The following is a 23,067-nucleotide window of genomic DNA, read 5'->3' on the forward strand; positions in this document are numbered from 1 at the left end:
GCTCGAAAAGCACGCAAAAACGCCAGCTCCTCAAGTTCGGACAAGTCGTCCGCGCTATGACCCGCCTGTGGGTAGGACAAATCGCGTGACGTTTCGGTAACCTTTGTATATATTGCGACAAAACGATACAAATTACTGCGTTCTCTGCCGTGCTGCGCTGCCGCACGCAGAGCCAACCGGTCTGTGCAACGACGGGAGTCGAATCCAATGTCATTGTCCGTCTGGGTCAGGATTCGCTTGCCGCTGGTGATTTTCGTTGCCGGCGCGGCGCTATCGATCGCCCTCGCTGTCTCCGCCCGCCAGGAGATCGGACGCAGTGCCCAGGCGCGCTTCGACGCAGCCGCTTTCGACCTGGCGCGCAAGGTCGAAGCCCGCTTCGACGACTACATTGCCGTGCTGATCGGTCTGCGTGCGCGATTCAACACCACCGAGCCCGTGACGCGTAGCGACTTCACGGACTACGTTGCAGGGCTGAACCTGGCCAGCGCCTACCCCGGTTTCCAAGCCGTCAACTATGCGCCCCGCATTGCGGCAAACGACAAGCAGGCCTTCGAGCAACAGGTCCGCAGTGATGCCAGCCTCGCCGCTGGCGTTGCCTCCGCCTTTGCCATCAAGCCGCCCGGCGAGCGGGACACGTACTACCCGTTGGTTTACATCGAACCGCGGGCGGGGAACGAGAGGCTGATCGGCAATGACCTGGGCGCGATGCCCGACAGGGGAGACGCGCTCGAGCAGGGGCGCGACACCGGCGGGCTCGTCATGTCCGGCCGCAAGGTCCGCATCGCGGGCCGCGAGTCCGACATCGGATTGGCGATGCGGCTGCCGGTCTATCGCCCAAGACAACCGCTCGATACGGTCGAGCAGCGGCGCAGCGCCTATATAGGTTCGGTGGGCGCAGGCTTCAGCATCGCAGGGATGTTGAGCGACGTGGTGGGCGCCCCTGCCGCAAGGACCTTCCGGTTGCGCTTGATCGATGCGGGGCCGGGCAAGGGAGCGATCGGGACACGCGTGGAGACCCGGTTTGTAGCGACCACCTCATTCGGCGAGCGGCAATTGATGTTCGACAGCGCGGCCTTGGCAAAGCCGAGTGCTGCGGTGCCGGCGCGCAGCCTCGAACGCATGCTCGGCTTCGAGCTGGGCGGCCACTCCTGGCTCGTGGAGGTCGCCCAAGACGAAAACCAGGTCTTCGGCCCCATCGACAGGGCCATCCCGTGGTTCATCGTCTTCGGCGGGCTGGCCACGAGCATGCTGCTTGCCGGTATCGTTTTTTCGCTGACCACCTCACGCAGCCGAGCCCAGGTTCTGGCCAACAAGATGACCGTTCATCTGCGCACGAGCGAGCGGCAGTTGGAAGAGGCCCAGCACTTGGCAAGCCTGGGCAGTTGGATCCTCGATCCCCAAACCGGAGCCCTGCAATGCTCCGATGAAGCTCGGCGCATCCTGGGCTTCGAGCCCGGCCCTTCGCAGCCGGACCTGCCCGCGCTGCTCTCGCGGGTTCCAACCTCGGAACGCGCTGTGGTCCAAGAGCAGATCGCACTGGCCTCGCAGTCCATGGAGCGCAGCGAATTCGAGCACCGCCTGTGCCTGCCCGATGGCACCGAACGCTGGCTCCACGTCATCGCGCAGTCGGCCGTGGAAGACGGAAAGACGCTGGTGCGCGGCACCGTGCGCGACGCCACGCGGCCGCGCAAGGATGCCTTGCGCCAGAAGCTCGAATACAAGATCGCTCGGCTGCTTGCCGGCGATGGCCGGGCCGAGGCGATCATCACGCTCGCATTGGAAGCCGTATGCACCGACTTGCGCTGGGACTGCGGCGCGCTGTGGAGCGTCGGCGAGGACGGCATGGTTCGCTGCACCGCTGCCTGGCATGCCAACGACGTCCCCCTGGCAGTGCAGCAGTTCGTCTCTGACAGCCGTTTGCTTGAGTACCGGGCCGACGAAGGCTCGCTGGGCCGCGCCTGGAAAACAGGCGGCATCGTGCAAATCGACGCGCAAGCGGCTCCTAAAGATTTTGCGCGCGATGTGCTGGCCGCCCAGTCCGGGCTGACTGTCGGTGTCGTCGTGCCGATGATCATTACCGGTTCGACCACGGCGCTGGAGCTCTTTGGGTCCAATCCGTACGCTGTCGAGGCCGAGACGATGGAGTCGCTGCGGGTGATCGCCTTGCAGATCGCCCAGTACAAGCAACGCAAGCTGGCCGAGAGAAGTCTCCGCTTCATGGCCAGTCATGACGAACTCACGGGGTTGTTCAACCGCGCCGCGCTGCAACACGAGCTGGTTCGCGCCATCAAGCGCAGCAACCGCCACCAGAAGCAGTTCGCGGTGATATTCGTCGACCTGGATCGCTTCAAGCACATCAACGACACGCTGGGCCACGGCGTGGGCGACGAGATGATCAAGATCTGCGGCGAGCGCCTTACGGCGCTGCTGCGCGAGGCCGACGTCGTGGCGCGATTCGGTGGCGATGAGTTCGTGCTCCTCCTGGAAAACCTGTCCAGCGCGAACGATGCCGCGGTGCTTGCCGAAAGAGTGCTCGCCTGCTGCGCCGAGCCTTTCATGATTGCGGGGCGCGAGCTGCACGTAACCGCCAGCGTTGGCGTGAGCGTCTACCCGGACAACGGCGGCGACGCCGAAGCGCTCTTGAAGAACGCCGACACCGCGATGTACCGGGCCAAGGAAAGAGGCCGCAACACCTACCGGTTCTACGCGGCGAAGATGAACGCGCAGAGTGCCGAGCAGTTGATGATGGAAAGCGCGCTGCGCCATGCTCTGGAACGCGGCGAGCTGGAAATGCACTACCAACCGAAGTTGGATCTTCAGACCCAGCGCATCGTCGGTGTCGAGGCGCTGATGCGCTGGCACCACCCGATCCTGGGCATGATTCCGCCGGTGCAGTTCATTCCGATTGCCGAAGAGATCGGCTTGATCGTGTCCCTGGGCAAGTGGGCGCTGGAGAAGGCCTGCGCCGATTCGCGTTCATGGCAGGAGTTCGGTTTGCCGGACGTGTTGATGAGCGTCAACCTGTCGCCGCGCCAGTTCGAAAGCCGCACGCTCATTACCGACATACGGTCCGTCCTGGAAACCTCGGGCTTGGAGCCGTCGCTGCTGGAGCTGGAAATTACCGAGGGCGCGGTCATGGCCAACCCCGAGCGTGCGACCCAATTGCTCCGGACGATTCGAGACATGGGCGTTGGACTTGCCATCGACGATTTTGGAACGGGCTATTCCTCGCTCTCTTACCTGAAGCACTTTCCGCTGTCGACGGTCAAGATCGACCGCTCCTTCATCAACGACCTTTCGCAGGACGCCGACGCACGCGCGCTTATCGACGGCATCATCACCCTGGCCCACGGGCTGCGGATGAAGGTGGTGGCCGAGGGCATCGAGACCACAGCCCAGTTCGACTATTTGCGCAGCCGCGGTTGCGACGAGGCCCAGGGCTACTGGCTCTGCAAGCCCGTGCCCGCCGACGAGGTGCGCAATTTCATGGCGCGTCATCTGCGCAACCAATTTGCTCCAACGGTGCCTGCCTGACAAGCGAACCTTTGAAGCAATCGTCACCGGGCACGTTCGCTCGGACATTGCAACAACTCCACAGGAGCATTCATGACTCATTCGACCCAACGCAAGACACTCGACCAGACAATCGCCGCCATCGAGGCGCTCGACCTCACGCCCATCAAGTTCAAGGCCTGCCGCCAAGAAGACGGCTACGGCTGGTCGGCAGGCTATGCGGACCAGATGGAGGTGGCCTACAAGCGCTACCTGATCCTGCACGCCAAGCACCCCGACCTGACGCTCGCTCCCGAGCAGGACGTCGACCGTTTCTGGCACATGCACATCCTCGACACCAGAAAGTACGCCGCTGATTGCGAAACCACTTTCGGCTATTTTCTGCACCACTTTCCGTACCTCGGCCTGCGCGGCGAGGACGACGCCAAGGCGCTGCAAGCGGCCTTCCTGGAGATGCAGCGCTTGACCGCCGAGGAATTCGGCGAGTCGACGCCTGCGCCCCGACACGAGCCGCGCAAGGATGGGGCCGCATGGTGCTCGCTGGAGGCAGGCAAAGCTTCGGCCGCATGGTGCTCGCTGGAGGCAGGCAAAGCTTCGGCCGCATGGTGCTCGCTGGAGGCAGGCAAAGCTTCGGCCGCATGGTGTTCGCTCGAGGCAGGCAAAGCTTCGGCGGCATGGTGTTCGCTCGAGGCAGGCAAACCTTCGGCAGCATGGTGCTCGCTGGAAGCGGGCAAACCTTCGGCGGCATGGTGCTCGCTGGAGGCGGGCAAACCTTCAGCGGCATGGTGTTCGCTCGAAGCAGGCAAACCGTCGGCCGCATGGTGTTCGCTGGAGGCGGGTGCTGCGGCAGGGCCCTCGGTGAAGGCCGGTGCGTCCGGGCTGGAAACTTCACGCGCAGGTTCCAGCTTGGCGTGAACGGATGAAGTTTGGCGGAGGGACGAGGCCGTTGGTTGGTACGCCTCGTCCCCCTCGCACCGAGAACGAGAGGGGCGAGGCATGGCACATCGATTCGTCAACTTGCGCGCGGACGGAAGTCCGATCCATCTCTTCGATGACAAGAAGAAAAAATTCCGCGAGGTGATCTGGGGCGACTACCTCAAGGTCAAGAAAGATCTCGGCGACGGCTGGCTCGAAATCGACTGGGCCGCCCGCTCGCCGACCAAGCGGCGCACGCTCTATATCCGAAAGGAAGACACGGTCGCCCGCCGGCCGCTTGAAATCATCTTTGTCGACGTGGGGCAGGGCGATGGCGCCGTGCTGATCTCGCCCGAGACCGATGACGAAGAGCGCATCGTGGTCATCGACGCCGGCGAGGGTGGCAACATGCGCGCCTTTCTTTCCGCAAGGTTCCAGACCTATCGCGGCTTCAACTTTTCGGCCGCCGTGATGACGCATCCGGACAGCGATCACTACCTCGGCTTCAAGGACGTTTTTGCCGACCCCGGCATCGGATTCGGTGCCGTCTATCACAACGGACTCGTCGAGCGGCCCGTTGCAGGAACCTGGGAGAAGCTGGGCGGCAAGCCCGTGAAGGAAGACGGCGCTTCCGTTGCCTACATCGGCGACCTTGCGACCGACTACGCCACCGTCAAGACGATCTTCGAGAACGCCGGCACCAATCACCTGTTTCCACAGGTCATGAACGCCGCGCTCGAGAACCCGAAGATCCAGGACATCTGCATGCTCTCCGTGCAGCACGCGACGATCGAAGACGGCGCTGCCTGGATGCCCGACTTCGCTCCGTCGGACGACCGCGGCTACACGATACGGGTGCTGGCCCCTGTCGTCGAAGAAGGCCCCGATGGCACCCCGGCGCTGCGCCAACTGGGCTCGTACAACGAAACCAAGAACGGCCATTCCGTCATCCTGCGGCTCCAGTACGGAAAGTTCAGCGTGCTGTTCGGCGGCGACCTGAACGAGGGGGCCGAAAAATTTCTGCTGCAGCACTACACCGGCGCGAGCAAGTTTCCGAAGACCGGCACCCCGGCCTACGACGACATGGTGACCAAGGCGCGCGACACCTTCAGGTCGGACGTCATGAAGTCGTGCCACCACGGCTCCGAGAAAGTCACCGATGCGTTTCTGGATGCCGTCAACCCGGCCGCCTTCATCATCTCGTCGGGAGACGAAGAGGGCCACATCCACCCGAGGCCCGACCTGCTGGGCCGCCTGGGACGCTTCGGCCGCGGCGGCGCACCGGTGATTCTTTCAACCGAGCTCCAGCGCTCCTCGCGGGCAATGGAAAACAAGAACGCGGTCGACAAGCTGCTGGCCGCCATCGACAAGCTGGCCGCGGGCACGCTCTCGCCAGACAAGATCGTCCAGCTCAAGGCTGACGTGAAGGAGCTTGCGCGCAGCAACGTCGAGGTGTACGGCGCGATCTACCTGAAAACGGATGGGGAGCGGCTGATTACGGCGTTTCGCATCGAAGCGAAGTCGGAGACTGAGAAGTGGTTCTACTTTCGGTATCGGTTTGAGGGGGATGTGCTTGTTCGGGAGGATTGAGGGGCGATGGGCATGCACGTCGAACAAGGCGGCGAAGGTCCGGCCCTGCTCCTCTCATGTGCGTGCGGTGCGCGGAGCCGTCATGCAAGCCCTGGTCTGTGTCATATGTCGATGCAGGCACATAGCTGTGCGTTGAGGTGACGGCCTCGAAGTCCGGTATGCAGCGATTACGGTCGTTGGCCGCAGATTTTTGAATGACTGCTTCGCGACTCATCGCAGTCGTCGGACGTGCTGTGACGCGATGAGCTGTTCGAAGATCTCAAGCAGAAGCGCGAGCGAGAGTCACCCCTGCTTGATGAGATTCTGCAGAACCAGCGCGCCGCCTTTGTCCAGCAACGTACCGGACTCCGCGAGGGTCCCGAGGACGATCGGCGCGAAGCCCAGGTCGCCGACCAGCTTCGAGATGACGGCGGTGGCCTGCGTCTCATCCCCGGCCACGAACATGACCCGCCGTCCGCCGTGCTCAACCGGATTCATCGCCAGCAGCCTGGCCGGAAGTTGATTGAACGTCTTGACCACGCGTGCACCAGGGAAGGCAGACGCCACCACGAGCGTGGACGGCTGACCTTTCAGCGCTTCCGGCGGAACGCCGTAGGTGTTCATGGCGTCGACCACGATCTTGTCGGTCCACTGCCCTGCAGCGCGGGCGACATCGACGTGTGCGCTGAACGGCACCGCGAGAATGACCACGTCTGCGTTGACCGCATCCTGCAGGGTCAATGCCGTGACGTAGCCAGCGAGTTCCTTTTCGAGGGTTTCGATGGTGTCGGGTCCACGCGTGTTGGCGACGCCGACAGCGATGCCGCCGCGCGCGAACTGACGGGCGAGCGCCGAGCCGACGTTGCCCGAGCCGATGATTGAGTAAGTCATGAAGATTCCTTAATTGATGATTGATTGAACGTCGGGGCCTTCAGGCCGAGATGGCTGCGATGTCGGCGAGCGCCTCTGCGACGGCAGCCTTTTTGGCCTCGGGGCCCATGGCGATGCCTTCGGCGCGCACGACGGTCACGTCGGTGATTCCCAGAAACGCGAGCAAGCCGATGAGGTAGCTCTCCTGGTGTTCGAGACCCGCCGCCGGGCTGCCAGCCGAATACACGCCCCCTCGCGCCGAGGCGATGAATGCCCTCTTGCCCTTCAGCAGGCCTTCGGGGCCAGTGGCGGTGTAGCGGAAGGTTTTGCCGGCGACCGCGATGCGGTCGATCCAGGCCTTGAGCGGCGTCGGAATCGACAAGTTGTACATGGGCGCGCCGATGACGAGGATGTCCGACGCGAAGAGTTCGTCCATGTACGCGTTGCCCTTGACCAGATCCGCCGTGATGGTCGCGTCTTCGGTGGCTGCACCGTTGAAGGCGGCCAGGTGGGCGCCGGAGAGGTGCAGCACCGGGTCGGCCGCCAGGTCGCGGGACACGACCTGGATGCCGGGGTGCAGGGCGCGGTGGCGCGCGACCAGTTCGGCGGAAAGTTGCCTGCTGACGGACGCGCCGCCGAGCACACTGGAGTCGAGATGAAGGAGTTGCATGAGAGCCTCGAAAGATTGATGAAGAAGTACGACCTGCCCGCTTCGGCGCACAGGGCCTCGGGAGGTCTTTTCCCGTGGCTTGAATGGTGGAGACGCGGCATCATTCTGAGAAGCCGGTATATTGAGATCTAATCCATCTGCCCTGGAGATGGAAGGAGTTCAAATGCTCGATGGCGTGTCCCTAGACCAGCTGCGAACGTTCATCGCGGCCGTGGATGAAGGCAGCTTCTCGGCGGCGGCCCGACGGCTCAATCGCGTCCAGTCCGCGGTGAGCGGGTGGGTCAGCAGCCTGGAGGGCCAAATCGGCGTCGTGCTGTTCGACAGGTCGGGCAGGTACCCGAAGCTGACACCCGAGGGCGTTCTCTTGCTCGCGGACGCACGCAACATCGTGTCCGGCGTCGACACGATGAAGGCCCGCGCAAGGTTGATGTCTGCCGGGTTGGAAGCAGAACTCTCTGTCGTGGTGGACGTCTTTTTTCCCACGGCGCTCGTCAGTGCGGCCGCAAAGGCGTTTGTGAGCCGATTTCCGCTCACTCCGTTGAGGTTGTTCGTGGAAGGTTTAGGTGCGGGATACCAGCCGGTGCTGGACGGACGGTGCAGCCTGGGAATACTGGCGCCGCTGGCGGTCGAGTTTCCGTCGCTGAGCAGCGAGAGCATTGGCCAGGTGACATTGGTCACCGTGGCCGCACCTGACCACCCGCTGGCGAGCTTCAAGCGAAGAATTCCAAAGGCTGCCTTGGCCAAGCACGTCCAACTCGTTCTCACTGACCGATCGGAGTTGAGCGCGGGCCGGGACTTCGGCGTCAAGTCGGCTTCGACCTGGAGATTGGCAGACCTTTCCACCAAGCACGCATTTCTTAGGGACGGCGTGGGCTGGGGCAACATGCCGATGCACATGGTGCAGAGCGACCTTGCGAGCGGCGCGCTGATTTCACTCGATGTCGAGGACATGCTGCCTGCCGGCTTTTCGCTGGCGATGGCAGCATTCCATCGCGCCCTAGATCCGCCGGGGCCCGCGGCCAGGTGGCTAGTCGACGACCTGAAGGCGCGCTGTTCGCACGAAGCAATGGAGTTAAACACTTAGCCTGTTGAAAGGCTTATGCCGTGACTCGGTGGTGGTCCAGACTAGCGTCTGATCTCTCTGTAGAACGGTCACGACGCAGACTGAGGCCAGAGACCGCTTCATGCCCCTCACCGTCATTGATCGTCCGGTGCCGAACGACCTCAGGCAGTCTTAAGCAGTCCCTTGACGAACCTCCAATCAATCGTCTCCGGACGTGACATGCACGGCACGCATTCCCCACGCCGTTGCGCCCCTACCGCTGCGGCATATCCCGAACCGAATACCCCAAACTAACCGTCGCATCCTCCGGAATCCCAGGCATCGTCGCATTCCAAGCCGCCCAGTCAGCCCGCATCGCAGCCAACCGCTCCGGCTCCTTCTTCCCCAGATTCGCCCGCTCGCGCTCATCCGCTGGAATGTTGAACAGGTACTCGTACCCGTCCACCTTCAGGTACTTCCAGTCGCCATCGCGCATCGCTTCCTGCCCGCGATGGTTCATGCGCCAGTGCAGCGGGCGGCGGAAGCTGTGCTTCGCATCCTTCAGCACGGGCATGAGCGACACGCCGTCCAGCGGGTAGGCTGCATCGGCCTTCACGCCGGCCGCGTCGAGCATGGTGGCGGACCAGTCCATGGTCATGCAAAGTTGCTTGCTCTCGCCGCCCTTGGCAATCACGGCGGGCCAGTGCGCGATCCATGGCACGCGGATGCCGCCTTCGGTCAAGTCCATCTTGCCGCCGACCAGCGGCCAGTTGTCGGAGAAGCGCTCGCCGCCGTTGTCGCTGGTAAACACCACCAGCGTGTTGTCGGCCATGCCGTGCTTTTGCAGCGCGGCCATGATCCAGCCGATGCCTTCGTCCATGTGATGGATCATGCGGCGGTACACATGAATGTTGCCGCTGGCCAGGTCGAAGAGGTTGTCCTTCACGGTCGGCGCCTTCTCGGCGTCGTCGCGGGTTTCCCAGGGCCAGTGGGGGGCCGTGTAGTGCAGGCTGAGGAAGAAGGGGGCTTCCTCTTGTTTCTGTTTGACGGCCATGCGCTCCACGTAGTCGACTGCGCGTTTGGAGAGGATGTCGGTGAGGTAGCCCTCTTCCTTCTTGTCCTCTTCGCCAAGCCACAGGTCGTGGCCGCCGGTGGAGTCGCAGTGGGTAAAGTAGTCGACACCGCCCGACATCGGCCCGAAGAATTCGTCGTACCCCGAGCGCAGCGGCCCGAAGCTGGGCGGGTAGCCCAGGTGCCATTTGCCGATGAGCGCGGTCTGGTAGCCGCTGGCCTTCAGCAATGATGGCAGGGTGGGGTGGTCGGTCGGCAGGCCGAGCGTGGTGCTGCCGCGGCTGCTGCTCCTGATGGGCTCCTCGGCCGCGCCGCGCAGGCGGTATTGGTAGCGCGCGGTGATCATCGCAAAGCGCGTGGGTGAGCACACGGGCGAATTCGAATAGCCCTGCGTGAGCTTCAAGCCGTTGGCGGCCAGGCCGTCGAGCACGGGCGACACGGGGCCGAAGGCGGCATCGCGGCCGCCGTAGCAGCCCAGGTCGGCATAGCCGAGGTCATCGGCCACAATGAAGATGATGTTGGGTCTGGTCATGTGTCTGGAAAGGTTCAGGGCTGGTAGCCGGACTTCTGGACGACGGGTGCCCACTGCGCGCGGTAGGCCTTCAGCATTGCGGCGGTCTGCGCCTGCGTGCTCACCACCGGCGTCATGCCGGCGTCCTTGAACTTGCGTTGCGTGTCCGGGTCTTGCATGACTTCGCGGATCAGGTTGGACAGGCGTTCGACCTTCTCCTTGGGCATGCTGGCGGGCGCGAAGAAGGTGTTCCAGCCGGTGGCGGCCAGGTCGAGGCCGGCTTCCTTGAAGGTCGGAATGTTCGGCGCAAAGGGCGAGCGCTTGGCGCCGGAAATTGCAAGGATGCGCAGCTTGCCCGCGTTGTGCTGCGGCAGCACCACGTCTTCGGTGTCGATGGAAATCGGCACCTGGCCGCCGATCAGGTCGTTCAGCAGCGGGGCCGAACCGCGGTAGCCGATGATCTGCGTCTGCACCTTGGCCTTCTCGCCCACCATGAGGCCGAAGAAGTGCGGCAGGCTGCCCGTGGCGGGCACGCCCACGTTGGCCTGCAAGGGGTTGGCGCGCATCCAGGCCAGCAGGTGGTTCAGCTCGCGCACCGGCAGGTGGGGCGACACGGAAAGCGCAAAGTCGTAGGCGTTGACGTGCGACACGGGCACGAAGTCGCGCTCGGGGTCGTAGTTGTTGTCCTTGAAGACCAGCGGCGCCACCACCATCACGGCGGGGTTGGCGAGCATCAGCATGTTCTGGCTGGCGGTCGCGGTCTTGACCTGCTGCGCCGCCAGGCGGCCGCCCGCGCCGGGCTTGTTGTCGACGACCACCGGCACGCCCAGGCGTGCGCCGAGCTTGTCGCCAACGATGCGCGCCACGCGGTCGGTGGCGCCGCCTGGCGCATAGCCGACCACGATGTGCAGCGGGCTGTCGAGCGTCGTCTGCGCCCCCGCGGGGGTGGCCATGGTGGCGATGGATGCCATGAGGCCGGCTGCGGCAAGCAGCGTGGCCAGGCGGCGGGTGATGGGGGTGTTTTTCAGCATGATGGGGTTCCTCCTCGTTCGGTTGTCGTTCGTCGATTCATTCAATCGTTTGTTCAGTCGTTGGCCTGGAAATTCACGGCCTTCATGATGCCCGCCCAGCGCGCGGTGTCCTCGCGCATGGTCTTCAAGAGCGCCTCGCTGTTGTCGCCCACCGGGTACATGCCGTTCTGCAGCAGCTGCTGGCGCACCTCGCGCGTGTTGACGGCGCGGGTGAACTCGGCGCGCAGTTTGTCGATGACGGGCTGCGGCGTTTTCAAGGGCGCGTAGTAGGCGAACCAGGCGGTGGCCACCACGTCCTTGTAGCCGCTCTCCGCAAAGCTGGGAAGGTTGGGCATCAGCGGGGAGTGCCTCTCTCCGCTGGTGGCCAGCACCTTCACGCGGCCCGAAGGCAGCAGTTGCTGCGCGCCGCCGATGGTGTCGAAGTACACCGGCACGGAGCCGCCCATCACGTCCTGCCGTGCCGGCGTGGAGCCGCGGTAGGGCACGTGAACCATCTTGAGCCCGGCCGCCCGGTTGAGCATTTCGCCGAGAAAGTGCGAAGGCGTTCCCGCACCGTACGAGGCAAAGCTGAGCTTGTCGCCCTGCGCCTTGGCCCAGGCGATGAATTCGGCCAGCGTGTTGGCGGGCACGTCCTTGTGGACGACCAGCGCCAGCTCGAAGCGCGCCGCGTTGATGATCGGCACGAAGTCCCTGATCGGGTCGTACGAAAGCTGGCGGTAGGCGCTCGGGAACATGGTCATCATGCTGGCGGTGCCCAGCAGCAGCGTGCGCCCGTCGGGCGGGGCGGTTTTTACCGCCTCGACCGCGATGCGGCCCGCCGCACCCGAGCGGTTGTCGACGATGAGCGGGCCCAGCGTGCCCTGCACCTGCTCGGCAATGGCGCGCGTCAGCACGTCCTGCGTGCCGCCGGCGGGCACGCCGATCAGCACCTTGATGGGCTGGCCGGGCGTGAAGCCCTGGGCTTGCGCGGGGAGGGTGAGCGGCGCCAGGGCGAGCCCGCCCAGGGCGGCGAGCGCGCTGCGGCGGTCGAAGGTGAAAGCGGGCATGGGGTGGTGTCTCCGGGTTCTTGGCGGGTCGGCGTTCGATCCCGAACGACTGTAGAGACGCTACAGTCGATTGATCTAATCAACCATCCCCCGGACTAACCCCCAATGACCGCGCCGCGCCGCCCTTTGGACGACCTGCTGCTGTATCGGCTGTCGCGCCTGGTCGGGGTCGCGGGGGGTATGGTGATCCGGCTGTGCGAGGGGCGCTTCGGCATCACGCGGCGCGAATGGCGGCTGATCGCGGTGCTCGCGAGCCGGGGCGAGCTGGGCTCCTCCCAGCTGGCCGAGCATGCCCAGCTCGACCGTGCCCGCACCTCGAAGGCGGTCGGTTCGCTGGTCGAAAAGCAGCTGGTCTCGCGCGTGGCCCGCTCGGGCGACCGGCGGCAGGTGCTGCTGGGCCTCACCGAGGCGGGGCAGGCGCTGTACGAGGAGCTTTTTCCGCTGGTCACCAGCATCAACGCCGAGCTGCTGGGGGCGCTGGGCAAGGAAGACGCGGCACGCCTCGACGAATCCCTGCATCGCCTGCAGACCAGGGCCGAGCGCATGGTGCAGGAAGCCGTTTTGCCCAAGGCGGACCGCGGGCGCCGCGGCGCAAGCCCGGCCTCGAAGCCCACAAAGTCCGCCAAGCCCGCATGACGCCCGCAACCCAGAACCCTTCCGCACTGGACCCGGGCAGTGCAACGAACGAGCGCCAGCAGATGGTCGATGCGCTGCGCGGCTTCGCGCTGATGGGCATCCTGGTGGTCAACATCGCGAGCTTTGCCTCGACCTATTACGCCCTGGGCATTCCCGATCCGCTGGGTACGTCGCTGCCCGACCAGATCGCCTCGTTCGTCCGGGCCTTTGTGTTCGAGACCAAGTTCTACCTGCTGTTCTCGTTCCTGTTCGGCTACAGCTTCACCTTGCAGATGCGGGCGGCGGAGCGCGATGGCAAACCCTTCGTGCCGCGCATGGTGCGGCGGCACCTCGGGCTGTGGATCATCGGCGTGGCGCATGCCGTGCTGCTCTATTTCGGCGACATCCTCATGGCGTATGCGGTGCTGGGCGCCGTGCTGCTCATGCTGCGGCGGCGCGGCGATGTGTTTCTGGCGTGCGCGGCCATCGGGTTGGTGCTGCTCACTTCGCTGTTGTGGGCCCGCGTCGGCAGCATGTACTCGCAACTGGACATGCAGATGGCCGTGCAGGCGGCCTACGGAGAGGCCGCCGCGGCACTGGCCGCCTACCGCGCCACGCCGGCCATGGTGGCGGTGCAGCATGTGCGCGACCTTTCGCAGACCTGGTGGATGACGGCGTTGGTGCAGGCACCAGAGGCGCTGGCCATGTTCTTCCTGGGGTTCATCGCTGGCAGGCGCGGGCTTCTTGCGCATGTCGAAGCGCATCGCACCCTGCTGTGGCGCGTGCTGTGGTGGGGCCTCGCCATCGGCTTACCGGGTGCGCTGGCCTATGCGCTTCCAACCCTTCGCCCGAACGCGGTGCGCGAGGTCCAGGGCCTCGCGGTCACGCTGCTGACGGCGCCGTTCCTGTCGGCCGCATACGCGGCCGGCATGCTGCTGGTGTTCCAGAGCGGGCGCGGAAGCGTGCTGGCGCGGGCGCTCGCGCCGGCAGGCCGCATGGCGCTGTCGAACTACCTGCTGCAATCGCTGGTGTGCGCGTGGATCTTTCTCGCTTACGGCCTGCGGTGGATCGGAACGATCGGGCCGCTGGCCACATTTGCAGTCGCGCTGGCGATCTTCGCGGGCAACCTGCTGCTCAGCTGGTGGTGGATGCGCCGCTTTGCCTACGGTCCGGCAGAGTGGCTGCTGCGGGCGTTCACCAACCTCCGGCTTCCACCGATGCGGCGCAACCGCCACGCAGCTCAGCGCGGCGGCGCGGCTTCCTGACCCACTGGGGGGATCGCGCGGGCAGCCTGCGTGCCCTGGTGCAGCTGCTTCTCCTGCATTCCCTCGCTCTCGATGCGCATCTTCGGCAGGAACTGCGGGTACTCCCGCTGCATGAAGTCGATGAGCCCTTCGCGCACCGAGCAGCGCAGGTCGAAAGCAAGGCTCGAAGTGGCCGCCGTGCACAGCACGCGAATCTGCATGGTGCGCTCGGTCGCATCGGTCACGCGCATGTTGAAGAAGCGGCCGTCCCATTCGGGCGCCGCCTTCACGATGCGTTCGACCTCTTCGCGCAGCGGCGGCAGCGGCATGCCGTAGTCGACATGGATGAAGACCGCGCCAAGCAGTTGCGCCGAATGGCGCGTCCAGTTCTGGAACGGTTTCTCGATGAAATACGTGAGCGGCAGGATGAGGCGCCGTTCGTCCCAGATCTTCAGGACCACGAAGGTGCCGGTGATCTCCTCGACGCGGCCCCATTCGCCCTCGACCACCAGCACGTCGTCGATGCGAATCGGCTGGGCCAGCGCAATCTGCAGCCCGGCAATCAGGTTGCTGAACACCGGCTTGGCTGCGAGGCCGGCCACGATGCCGATCACGCCCGCGGAGGCCAGCAGGCTGGCACCGACCTGGCGCGCGCCGGGAAAGGTCATGAGCATCATCGCGCCACCCGCCACCAGCACGACCGAGATGGCCGTGCGCGCCAGCACGCGCGTCTGCGTGAGCACGCGGCGCGCCTGGAGGTTGTCTTCGACGTCGTAGGGGTGCTGCGCCAGCACACCGTCGGCAAAGCCGCTGATGGCCCTCGCCGCGAGCCAGGTGGTCGCGGCGATCAGCAGCAGGCCGTTGAAATGCCGCACGCTGCCGACGAAGCGAAGATCCTCGGGTGCGGCCTGGAAAACGAGCAGCAAGGCAACGAGCGGCAGCACCAGCCGGGCGACCCCCTTGCAGTTGATCACCATCGCATGGAGCGCGGGCGTCGGGCGGGTGACCCGCGTCAGGACGAGGCCGCCAATTCGGTGGATCAGCAGCGCGAGCGGAACGGCGATCAGGGCTGCGAGCCAGGTGCCGAACCAGGGGTGGGCAAGGATCTCTTCGGTCATTGAGCGGAGGCGGTCGTGGTCTGTGTCTCTTTCAGGGGTTGAAGAATGCGCGCCGCGTCGTCGCGCAGCTGCGTGGCAAGTGCCGTGGCCAGGTCGAGCCGGCGCAGCAGCCAGGGGCTGATGTCGTTCTCGAACGGGTCGGGCAGGGGAATCGGACCGCCCACGGTGGTGGAGGCGGAGCTTTCGGGCAGCGATGGGCCGGTGGTCGGCGCGGTGCCGATGGCGGCGTCGATGCGCTGCGCCGTGCGCGCGAGCGGACCTTCGATATCGGCCGGCGTGAGCCGGTCGCGCCGCAGCACGAGCATCGATTTGACCGCGCTCAGCTGCGCCAGCAACTGGTAGCTGTGCGCCTGCAGGTGCTCGAGCGGCTCGAGCGGCGGCTGCACCGCGCGCGGTTCGGACAGCGAGCGCTGCGTGGCCTGCACAAGGGCCGAGAGGCTGTCGTAGGCCTCGCGGCGCGCAAGCCGCCATTCGAGCTCGGGGCTGCTGTCGACGGCCTGCAACTGGCCCAGGCCCAGCGCCAGGCGTGCATGGCGCGCCTGCGCGGTGAGCGTGCGCGCCACCAGCGCCGGAATCTGCCCGCGCTCCCACGAGGGCAGCACATAGCAGAAGCCCCAGGCCAGCGCGGCGCCGATCAGCGTGTCGGCAATGCGTTCGAACAGCGCGAAGATGGGCGCGGCGCCGGTGTTGAGCATGTGCGCCTGCACCAGGCCCAGCACCGTGGCCGCCACCGCGGTGATGAGATAGCGCCGCACCGCAAAGCTGTGGGCAATGGCCTGCGACACCGTGACGATGGCCAGCAGCATCAAGGGCGACGGATGCGCGGAGAGCAGCCCCACCGCGAGCACGCTGCCCAGCAAGGTGCCGGCCACGCGGCTGTTGCGCCGCTCGAGCGTTTGCGAGAGGCTGCCGCGCAGCACCACCACGATGGTCAGCAGGATCCAGTAGTCGTGCGAACCCCAGGGCAGCGACACCGCAATGGCGTAGCCGGCCGCGATGGCCAGCGCCGCGCGAATGGCGTGGCGCAGCGGGGGCGCGTCCCAGCGCCACAGCGTGAGAAAGGGCCGCAGCGACCAATCGGTGGGGCTCACGAACATCTGCCAGTTGGCGCGCACCACCGCAAGATTGGGCTCGGCGTCGCCGCGCGCCATGGCCGACAGGCGCAGCACCTCGTCGTTGATGTGGCCGATGCGGCTCGCAAGGCCGCGCGCGAGCATGGCGGCATTCGGGCCGGGCAGGCCATGGCCCGCGCCATCGTCTTCGCCGGAAAGATGGATCGACGCGAGCCGTGGCCGCCGGTCGGCCACCGCTTCGGGCTGGCGGCCCATCAGCAGCGCGTCGCCGAGCGCGGTGGTTTCGTCGGCCAGTTCTTCGAGCACGCGCCGCATTTCGATCAGCGCCTCGGCATGCGCGGGATGGCTCTTGAGCGCATCCAGGTCGAGCTCGCTCGCGAGCAGCTGGTCGCGCATTTCGAGCACGATCACCAGCATGGCGGCCAGCCGCTGCCGGCGCGGCGTGCGGGGCGACTCGAGCACGATGTCGCGCGTGGCCTGCAGCTGGTCGGCCAACGCGGCCTGTTCGCGCAGCAGCTGGCCCAGCAACGGCGCGGGGGTTTCGCGGATGTCGCTGGTGTCGTCGCGCGGGGTGAACTGGCTGGCCTCGGTGCGCATCAGCGCGGCCAGCGAATACAGCACGTCCGAGACCGATTGCACGCGAAAGCGCGTGTTGAGCGCATGGTTGGCCAGCGTGGCCCAGACCACGTAGAGCCCCGCGCCCAAACCGAAGTGCCAGGTGCGTTCGAGCGCCTCGGCCATGCCGCTGGGCGCGGGCGTGGCCATCGAGAAGATCATCGAGAACATCACCGCGATGGCAATGGGGATGCCTCGCTTGCCCCACGCCATGGCCAGGAAGGCGATGAAGGTGGCGGGCACCAGCACCAGGCCGAGGCGGATGGGCGCGGTGTGCAGCAGCTGCACCAGGAAGAAGAGCGGCAGGCCGATCAGCGGCGCGGCAGCATCTGGAAAAACTTGCCGCGGCGCGGGCCGGGCAGGTCCGGCGGGGCCGTGACGATCACGCCCACCGCGGCGGCGGACGCCGCGATGGCGCCGAGCCACAGGTGCGCGCCGGCCGAGATGACCAGCAGGCCGAGCGCGACGGTGAGCCCGCTGGCGACGTACTGGCTCAGCGCGATGCGCAGCGCCGCACGGAGCCGGAGGGCGGCACGTGGCCCCTGCATCACTTGGCGGAAGCGTCGCCTTCGGAGGGGCTGCCGTCGGCAGGCGCGTCGCGGCGAATGCGCGTGAGCTTGCGCGATACCGGTGCCGCGGCAGCGGCGGGCACAGGCGCCTCGCCGTCGAGCGGCGCGGCCGTCAGTTCGGTGACGGTGCTGCGGGCATACAGGTCGACCGATTCGTCGGCACCGGGCCGCGCGGCGGCCGAGACGGCGCGCACGCGGTCGCTGGCGCGCATCTTGTCGTCGATGCCGGCAAACTTGGAGTACTTGGCGAGCAGCGGCACCAGTTGGCCGTAGATGCGCGGCGCGCCGGCCAGGCATTCGCGCTGTTCGAGAAAGTCGGGCTCGCCCGTGAAATTGCCGATCAGGCCGCCGGCCTCGGTCACCAGCAGCGAACCCGCGGCCACGTCCCAGGGATTGAGGCCGGTCTCGAAGAAGCCGTCGGTGAAGCCGGCCGCCACGTAGGCCAGGTCGAGCGCTGCGGCGCCGGGGCGGCGCAGGCCGGCCATGCGGGGCATCATGTCGGCCATGATGGCCAGGTACTGCTTGAAGTTGTCGCCGCTGCGGAACGGGAAGCCGGTGGATACCAGGCATTCGCTCAGCCGGGTGCGCTTGGAAACGCGGATGCGGCGCTCGTTCATGTAGGCGCCGCGGCCCTTGGTGGCGGTGAAGAGGTCGTTGCGGCTCGGGTCGTAGATGACCGCCTGTTCGATCTTGCCGCGCACCGACAGCGCGATGGAAACGCAGTAGACCGGAAAGCCGTGGATGAAGTTGGTGGTGCCGTCGAGCGGATCGATGATCCAGACGTAGTCTGAATCCTGGGCGCCATGCTGGGTGCCCGATTCTTCGGCCAGGATGCCGTGCCCCGGATACGCGCCAAGCAGCGTTTCGATGATGACCTGCTCGCTGGCGTGATCGACTTCGGTGACGAAGTCGTTGACCTGCTTTTGCGAGATGCGCACGGCCTCGACGTCGAGGGCGGCGCGGTTGATGATCGCGCCGGCGGCGCGTGCGGCCTTGACGGCCACATTGAGCATGGGATGCAGGTTGGGGGACGACATTGGATTGTGAGAAGAACGGCGGAAGAAGCGGCTGGCGCCCCGATGAGCGGCCCGGCGATGCGGGCGGCGAGAATCGGGCATTTTACCGGCTCCGCCGTTTTGTGTCTCCAAACCCCCCATGCGCACCCGTTTTATCCTGATCCAGACCAGCCATGCCGGCAACGTGGGCGCCGCCGCCCGTGCCATGAAGACCATGGGATTCGACGACCTGGTGCTGGTGGCGCCGCGCTGGGCCAACGTGCTGCGGCGGGAAGAAACCATCCAGCGCGCGAGCGGCGCACTCGATGTCCTGAACAACGCCCGCATCGTCGAAACGCTGGACGAGGCGCTCGGCGGCGTGACCCACCTGTGCGCCACCGCCATGATCCCGCGCGACTTCGGCCCGCCTACGCGCACCCCGCGCGAGCACCTGGAGCCGCTTGCGAAGCAGGACGACCAGCACGTGGCCTTCCTCTTCGGCTCCGAGCGTTTCGGCATGCGCAACGAAGACGTCTACCGCTGCAACGTGGCGCTGAGCATTCCTACCGATCCGAAATTCGGCTCCCTGAACCTCGGCGCCGCCATCCAGGTGATTGCCTACGAATGGCGGCTGGCCCTGGGTGGCTACGAGGTGCGCGACGCCACGGCGCCTGTGCAGGCGGCCGATGCGAAGGCGGTGGCCGGCATGCTCGACCACTGGGAACGCTCGCTGGTGGAAATCGGTTTTCTCGACCCGCAGGCGCCCAAGAAGCTGATGCCCCGCCTGCAGCAGCTTTTCAACCGCGCCCAGCCCACGCCGGAGGAGATTCACATCCTCCGCGGCATCGCCAAGGCCATGGCCGACGCCGCCCACGCGCCTAAAACCCCATCGCCCGTACGCGAAGACCCCGCGCTTTAGACTGCCCGGCCCCTATCGATATAACGACAACAAAGGCAGCGATGTTTTCTCGAATGCGCGCCGACATCCGGTGCATCCTCGAACGCGACCCGGCCGCCCGCAGCGCCTGGGAAGTGATCACGGTCTACCCCGGCTTCCATGCCGTGGTGCTGCACCGCTGGGCGCATGCGTGTTGGACGCACGGTTTCAAGTGGCCGGCGCGCTTCATCGCGCACTGGGCCCGATGGCTCACCGGCATCGAGATCCATCCCGCGGCCAAGCTCGGCGAGCGGGTGTTCTTCGACCATGCCATGGGCGTGGTGGTGGGCGAAACCGCCGAGATCGGCGATGGCTGCACCATCTACCAGGGTGTGACGCTGGGCGGCACCTCGCTCTACAAGGGCACCAAGCGGCATCCGACGCTGGGGCGCAACGTGGTGGTGAGCGCGGGCGCCAAGGTGCTGGGCGGGTTCGTCGTCGGCGATGGCGCCAAGATCGGCAGCAACGCGGTGGTCATCAAGCCGGTGCCGGCAGGGGCGACCGCGGTGGGCATTCCCGCACGCATCATCCCGTCGAAAGCCGGCGAGAGCGCCGATGTGGCCGCGCCGCAGAAGTTCTCCGCCTACGGCATCACGCAGGACGACGACCCGCTGAGCCAGGCCATGCGAGGCCTCGTCGACAGTGCCGCGAGCCAGGAACACCAGATCGCGCTGCTGTGGCAGGCCATCGAGAAGCTGTCCGCGCATCCCGGTACCAAGGACTGCGTGCCCTGTGATGCGGCGCGTGACGAGAGCTTCGAGGCGGAGAAGCTCACGCAGCTCATCGGCAAGTAGCGGGGCCTTTCACGTCGGGCGTTTCGCGGCCGTGTGCAGCGAGCCATGCACATGCCCCGCGTGCTGCCCGAACGGCTCTGTCGCGAGCGCTGCGGTGTCCAGCTCCTGCAGGATGCCGCAGTTCTGCGCTGATTCGGGTCCGCCGCATTGCTGGCGCAGGGCCTTCAGCTGCTTCTCCAGTGTCTTGAGTTCGGAGATGCGCGCGGCCACGTGGCCGATGTGGTCGTCCAGCAGCTGGTTGACTTCGCCGCAATCCTTGCCCGGCGCATCGCGAAAGCGCAGCAGGCTGCGGATTTCGTCGAGCGTCATGTCCAGCGAACGGCAGCGCCGGATGAAGCCCAGCCGCTGCGCATGCTCGTCGTCGTAGATGCGGTAGTTGCCTTCGGTGCGCGCCGGCTCGGGCAACAGCTGCTCGCGCTCGTAGTACCGGATGGTTTCGACCGGCGTGTTCGCGACCTTGGCCAGTTCTCCGATTTTCATGATGCGGCAAGAAGCGAAGTAGAGGAATACAGCGTTTGACTCTACACCTGCTTCAGGGTTTCCAATGCGCTTCATGACGAAACAGAACGCTCTGAAACCGGTGGCGCCGCACGCGCATGCGCATTCGCACGCGCCGGCCGAAACGGCCTGCTGCGGCAACTCCGCATGTGGATCGGCGGCGGTCGCCTCCGCCGATGCCGCAGACAACCCGAAGGGCGCCTTGCTCTTCCGCATTCCCACCATGGATTGCGCCGTGGAAGAGTCCGAGATCCGCCGCGCGCTCGAGCCCGTCGGCGGCATCAGCGGGCTGTGTTTTCGGCTCGGCGAACGGACGGTGGCGATCACCGCCGAAGACGCTGCCTTGCCCGATGCGCTCGAGGCCATCCGCAAGGCGGGGTTCAAACCCGAGCCGCTGAACGAGGTGGCCGGTGCGCCGGCCGCTCCCGGCACGGTGCGCGCCGCTGGCCTCATGACGCCGGAGCTCTTGCGGCTGGTGGCCGCGCTGGCATTGGCCATCGCGGCCGAGACGGTTTCCTTTCTCGCACCGGAGGGCATCGGGTTCACGGCGGTGGAGATGGGGTTGGCGCTCGCAGCCATCGCGCTGGCCGGGCTCGACACCTACAAGAAGGGCTTCGCCGCGTTGGTGCGCGGGCGCCTGAACATCAACGCCCTGATGGCCGTGGCGGTCACGGGCGCCTTCGTCATCGGCCAATGGCCCGAGGCGGCGATGGTGATGGCGCTCTATGCGATCGCGGAAATGATCGAGGCGCGTGCTGTCGACCGCGCCCGCAATGCCATTCAGGGCCTCCTGGCGCTGGCGCCTGAACTGGCCGATGTCAGGCAGCCCGACGGCAGCTGGAAGACGGCAAAGGCGGACACTGTAGCGCTCGGCGCCCTCGTGCGCATTCGCCCCGGCGAGCGCGTGCCGCTCGATGGCGTGGTGACGGAGGGCATGAGCGCCATCGACCAGGCACCCGTGACCGGCGAGAGCATTCCGGTCGACAAGTCGGTGGGCGACGCGGTGTTTGCGGGCACCATCAACCAGACGGCCGCGCTCGAATTCCGCGTCACGGCCGTGGCTGCCAACACAACGCTGGCTCGCATCATCCATGCGGTTGAAGAGGCGCAGGGCTCGCGCGCGCCCACGCAGCGCTTCGTCGACCGGTTCGCCGCCGTCTATACACCCGCGGTCTTCGCGCTGGCAGTGGCCGTGGCGGTGCTCACGCCTTGGCTCATGGGCTGGGCCTGGATGGAGGCCGTCTACAAGGCGCTGGTGCTGCTGGTCATCGCATGCCCGTGCGCGCTCGTCATCTCGACACCCGTCACGGTCGTGAGTGCGCTGGCATCGGCTGCGCGGCGCGGCATCCTGATCAAGGGCGGCACCTACCTCGAAGAGGCACGCAAGCTCAAGGCCCTGGCACTCGACAAGACGGGCACCATCACCGAAGGCAAGCCGAAGCTGGTCGAAACCAGCCTGCTCGACAAGACGGCGGACGAGGGTGAAATCCTCGCCATTGCCGCAAGCATCGCGGGCCGCTCCGATCACCCGGTGTCGAAGGCCATTGCCGAAGGCCTGAAGCGCGAGCACCAGCCGGTGGGCGACTTCACGGCCCTGCCCGGACGCGGCGTGCAGGCCACCCGCCAAGGCCGCAGCTATGTGCTTGGAAACCGTCGCCTCATCGAAGAGCAGAAGCTGTGCAGCCCCGCGCTCGAAGCCGAGCTGAAGCGGCATGAGGAAGCGGGACGCACTGTCACGCTGCTGGCCTCCGGCCATGCGGTGCTGGCGCTGTTCGCGGTGGCCGACACCATCAAGCCTTCTTCGCAGGCGGCCATGGCCGAACTGCGCGCGCTGGGCGTCACGCCCGTGATGCTGACCGGCGACAACGCCGCCACGGCCAGGGCGATCGGCGCTCACGCGGGCATCGACGACGTGCGCGGCAACCTGCTGCCCGAGGAGAAGCTCGATGCCATCAAGGCGCTGCAGCGGCGCTACGGCATGGCCGGCATGGCGGGTGACGGCATCAACGACGCGCCGGCTCTCGCGCAAGCCGACATCGGCTTTGCGATGGGCGGCGCCGGTACCGACACCGCCATGGAGGCGGCCGACGTGGTCATCATGAACGACGACCTGCGGCGCATTCCCGAAACGATTCGCCTCTCGCGCCGCGCGCATTCGGTACTGTGGCAGAACATCACGCTGGCGCTCGGCATCAAGGCCGTGTTCTTCGTGCTCGCGGTGTTCGGCGGCGCGACGATGTGGATGGCGGTGTTCGCGGACATGGGGGCGAGCCTGCTGGTGGTGGCGAACGGCTTGCGGCTGATGCGCGCATCCAGGTGAGTGCCCGGGGGGCCAAACGCCTCGCGCTGAACCAGTGGGCCAGCCGCTGGC

Annotated in this window: 17 protein-coding genes and 1 pseudogene; 9 read left to right on the forward strand and 9 right to left on the reverse strand. The window is 66.2% G+C overall.

Annotated elements, in window-relative coordinates; translation table 11 throughout:
• Nucleotides 1-207: 207 nt before the first annotated feature.
• The 3 genes from ACAM55_RS07280 (at nucleotide 208) to ACAM55_RS07290 (ending at nucleotide 6,018) form a co-directional block, all read left to right on the forward strand.
• Nucleotides 208-3,534, forward strand: a complete 3,327-nt coding sequence (locus tag ACAM55_RS07280) for an EAL domain-containing protein (protein WP_369655367.1) — start codon at nucleotides 208-210, stop codon at nucleotides 3,532-3,534.
• A gap of 72 nt (nucleotides 3,535-3,606) precedes the next feature.
• Entirely contained in the window at nucleotides 3,607-4,428 is an 822-nt protein-coding gene (locus ACAM55_RS07285) for a hypothetical protein (protein WP_369655368.1), read from the forward strand.
• Between the two features lie 81 nt (nucleotides 4,429-4,509).
• Nucleotides 4,510-6,018 (forward strand): ComEC/Rec2 family competence protein, encoded by a 1,509-nt coding sequence (locus ACAM55_RS07290; RefSeq protein ID WP_369655369.1) that lies wholly within the window; start codon nucleotides 4,510-4,512, stop codon nucleotides 6,016-6,018.
• Between the two features lie 282 nt (nucleotides 6,019-6,300).
• On the opposite strand, the gene ACAM55_RS07295 is transcribed toward ACAM55_RS07290, so the two are convergent.
• Both ACAM55_RS07295 and ACAM55_RS07300 read right to left on the reverse strand, forming a co-directional pair.
• A complete protein-coding gene (locus tag ACAM55_RS07295; RefSeq protein ID WP_369655370.1) occupies nucleotides 6,301-6,888 on the reverse strand; it encodes an NADPH-dependent F420 reductase in 588 nt (195 codons plus the stop codon).
• A gap of 40 nt (nucleotides 6,889-6,928) precedes the next feature.
• The gene (locus tag ACAM55_RS07300; protein WP_369655371.1) at nucleotides 6,929-7,537 is read right to left on the reverse strand and encodes an FMN-dependent NADH-azoreductase; all 609 of its coding nucleotides are present in this window, start codon (nucleotides 7,535-7,537) and stop codon (nucleotides 6,929-6,931) included.
• Nucleotides 7,538-7,700: 163 nt separating this feature from the next.
• Between ACAM55_RS07300 and ACAM55_RS07305 the strand changes: the two genes are divergently transcribed.
• On the forward strand, nucleotides 7,701-8,621 hold the full coding sequence (locus ACAM55_RS07305; RefSeq protein ID WP_369655372.1) for a LysR family transcriptional regulator: 921 nt from the start codon (nucleotides 7,701-7,703) through the stop codon (nucleotides 8,619-8,621).
• A 232-nt stretch (nucleotides 8,622-8,853) separates the two neighbouring features.
• On the opposite strand, the gene ACAM55_RS07310 is transcribed toward ACAM55_RS07305, so the two are convergent.
• From ACAM55_RS07310 to ACAM55_RS07320, 3 genes are read right to left on the reverse strand one after another with little or no spacing between them, the layout of a single operon-like run.
• A complete protein-coding gene (locus tag ACAM55_RS07310) occupies nucleotides 8,854-10,182 on the reverse strand; it encodes a sulfatase (protein WP_369655373.1) in 1,329 nt (442 codons plus the stop codon).
• A gap of 14 nt (nucleotides 10,183-10,196) precedes the next feature.
• Nucleotides 10,197-11,192, reverse strand: coding sequence for a Bug family tripartite tricarboxylate transporter substrate binding protein (locus tag ACAM55_RS07315; RefSeq protein WP_369655374.1), 996 nt, complete (start codon nucleotides 11,190-11,192; stop codon nucleotides 10,197-10,199).
• A 53-nt stretch (nucleotides 11,193-11,245) separates the two neighbouring features.
• Nucleotides 11,246-12,238: a Bug family tripartite tricarboxylate transporter substrate binding protein gene (locus tag ACAM55_RS07320; protein ID WP_369655375.1), complete on the reverse strand. Its 993-nt coding sequence runs from the start codon at nucleotides 12,236-12,238 to the stop codon at nucleotides 11,246-11,248.
• Nucleotides 12,239-12,343: 105 nt separating this feature from the next.
• Between ACAM55_RS07320 and ACAM55_RS07325 the strand changes: the two genes are divergently transcribed.
• Nucleotides 12,344-12,874 (forward strand): MarR family winged helix-turn-helix transcriptional regulator, encoded by a 531-nt coding sequence (locus ACAM55_RS07325; protein ID WP_369655376.1) that lies wholly within the window; start codon nucleotides 12,344-12,346, stop codon nucleotides 12,872-12,874.
• A complete protein-coding gene (locus ACAM55_RS07330; RefSeq protein WP_369655377.1) occupies nucleotides 12,871-14,118 on the forward strand; it encodes a DUF418 domain-containing protein in 1,248 nt (415 codons plus the stop codon). Before ACAM55_RS07325 ends, ACAM55_RS07330 begins: the two co-directional genes overlap by 4 nt.
• On the opposite strand, the gene ACAM55_RS07335 is transcribed toward ACAM55_RS07330, so the two are convergent.
• From ACAM55_RS07335 to ACAM55_RS07345, 3 genes and pseudogenes are all read right to left on the reverse strand, one after another.
• Nucleotides 14,094-15,215, reverse strand: a complete 1,122-nt coding sequence (locus ACAM55_RS07335) for a mechanosensitive ion channel family protein (protein WP_369655378.1) — start codon at nucleotides 15,213-15,215, stop codon at nucleotides 14,094-14,096. The genes ACAM55_RS07330 and ACAM55_RS07335 overlap by 25 nt on opposite strands.
• A pseudogene (locus ACAM55_RS07340) lies at nucleotides 15,212-17,451 on the reverse strand (FUSC family membrane protein). Before ACAM55_RS07340 ends, ACAM55_RS07335 begins: the two are co-directional and overlap by 4 nt.
• A complete protein-coding gene (locus ACAM55_RS07345) occupies nucleotides 17,451-18,509 on the reverse strand; it encodes an inositol monophosphatase family protein (protein WP_369655379.1) in 1,059 nt (352 codons plus the stop codon). Before ACAM55_RS07345 ends, ACAM55_RS07340 begins: the two are co-directional and overlap by 1 nt.
• A gap of 118 nt (nucleotides 18,510-18,627) precedes the next feature.
• Between ACAM55_RS07345 and ACAM55_RS07350 the strand changes: the two genes are divergently transcribed.
• Nucleotides 18,628-19,386, forward strand: a complete 759-nt coding sequence (locus tag ACAM55_RS07350) for an RNA methyltransferase (RefSeq protein WP_369655380.1) — start codon at nucleotides 18,628-18,630, stop codon at nucleotides 19,384-19,386.
• Nucleotides 19,387-19,427: 41 nt separating this feature from the next.
• Complete coding sequence (gene cysE, locus ACAM55_RS07355) at nucleotides 19,428-20,198, forward strand: serine O-acetyltransferase (protein WP_369655381.1); 771 nt, start codon at nucleotides 19,428-19,430, stop codon at nucleotides 20,196-20,198.
• A 9-nt stretch (nucleotides 20,199-20,207) separates the two neighbouring features.
• Here the strand turns inward: cysE and cadR are convergent, their stop codons facing one another.
• A complete protein-coding gene (gene cadR / locus ACAM55_RS07360) occupies nucleotides 20,208-20,678 on the reverse strand; it encodes a Cd(II)/Pb(II)-responsive transcriptional regulator (protein ID WP_369655382.1) in 471 nt (156 codons plus the stop codon).
• Between the two features lie 73 nt (nucleotides 20,679-20,751).
• Between cadR and ACAM55_RS07365 the strand changes: the two genes are divergently transcribed.
• Nucleotides 20,752-23,016, forward strand: coding sequence for a heavy metal translocating P-type ATPase (locus ACAM55_RS07365; protein ID WP_369655383.1), 2,265 nt, complete (start codon nucleotides 20,752-20,754; stop codon nucleotides 23,014-23,016).
• Nucleotides 23,017-23,067: the final 51 nt, after the last annotated feature.

The organism is Variovorax sp. V213 (assembly GCF_041154455.1).
GTDB lineage: Bacteria > Pseudomonadota > Gammaproteobacteria > Burkholderiales > Burkholderiaceae_C > Variovorax.

Coding starts and splice junctions, on each gene's coding strand:
- ACAM55_RS07280 (WP_369655367.1), top strand. CDS start 208: ATGTCATTGTCCGTCTGGGTCAGGATTCGCTTGCCGCTGGTGATTTTC.
- ACAM55_RS07285 (WP_369655368.1), top strand. CDS start 3,607: ATGACTCATTCGACCCAACGCAAGACACTCGACCAGACAATCGCCGCC.
- ACAM55_RS07290 (WP_369655369.1), top strand. CDS start 4,510: ATGGCACATCGATTCGTCAACTTGCGCGCGGACGGAAGTCCGATCCAT.
- ACAM55_RS07295 (WP_369655370.1), bottom strand. CDS start 6,888: ATGACTTACTCAATCATCGGCTCGGGCAACGTCGGCTCGGCGCTCGCC.
- ACAM55_RS07300 (WP_369655371.1), bottom strand. CDS start 7,537: ATGCAACTCCTTCATCTCGACTCCAGTGTGCTCGGCGGCGCGTCCGTC.
- ACAM55_RS07305 (WP_369655372.1), top strand. CDS start 7,701: ATGCTCGATGGCGTGTCCCTAGACCAGCTGCGAACGTTCATCGCGGCC.
- ACAM55_RS07310 (WP_369655373.1), bottom strand. CDS start 10,182: ATGACCAGACCCAACATCATCTTCATTGTGGCCGATGACCTCGGCTAT.
- ACAM55_RS07315 (WP_369655374.1), bottom strand. CDS start 11,192: ATGCTGAAAAACACCCCCATCACCCGCCGCCTGGCCACGCTGCTTGCC.
- ACAM55_RS07320 (WP_369655375.1), bottom strand. CDS start 12,238: ATGCCCGCTTTCACCTTCGACCGCCGCAGCGCGCTCGCCGCCCTGGGC.
- ACAM55_RS07325 (WP_369655376.1), top strand. CDS start 12,344: ATGACCGCGCCGCGCCGCCCTTTGGACGACCTGCTGCTGTATCGGCTG.
- ACAM55_RS07330 (WP_369655377.1), top strand. CDS start 12,871: ATGACGCCCGCAACCCAGAACCCTTCCGCACTGGACCCGGGCAGTGCA.
- ACAM55_RS07335 (WP_369655378.1), bottom strand. CDS start 15,215: ATGACCGAAGAGATCCTTGCCCACCCCTGGTTCGGCACCTGGCTCGCA.
- ACAM55_RS07345 (WP_369655379.1), bottom strand. CDS start 18,509: ATGTCGTCCCCCAACCTGCATCCCATGCTCAATGTGGCCGTCAAGGCC.
- ACAM55_RS07350 (WP_369655380.1), top strand. CDS start 18,628: ATGCGCACCCGTTTTATCCTGATCCAGACCAGCCATGCCGGCAACGTG.
- cysE (WP_369655381.1), top strand. CDS start 19,428: ATGTTTTCTCGAATGCGCGCCGACATCCGGTGCATCCTCGAACGCGAC.
- cadR (WP_369655382.1), bottom strand. CDS start 20,678: ATGAAAATCGGAGAACTGGCCAAGGTCGCGAACACGCCGGTCGAAACC.
- ACAM55_RS07365 (WP_369655383.1), top strand. CDS start 20,752: ATGACGAAACAGAACGCTCTGAAACCGGTGGCGCCGCACGCGCATGCG.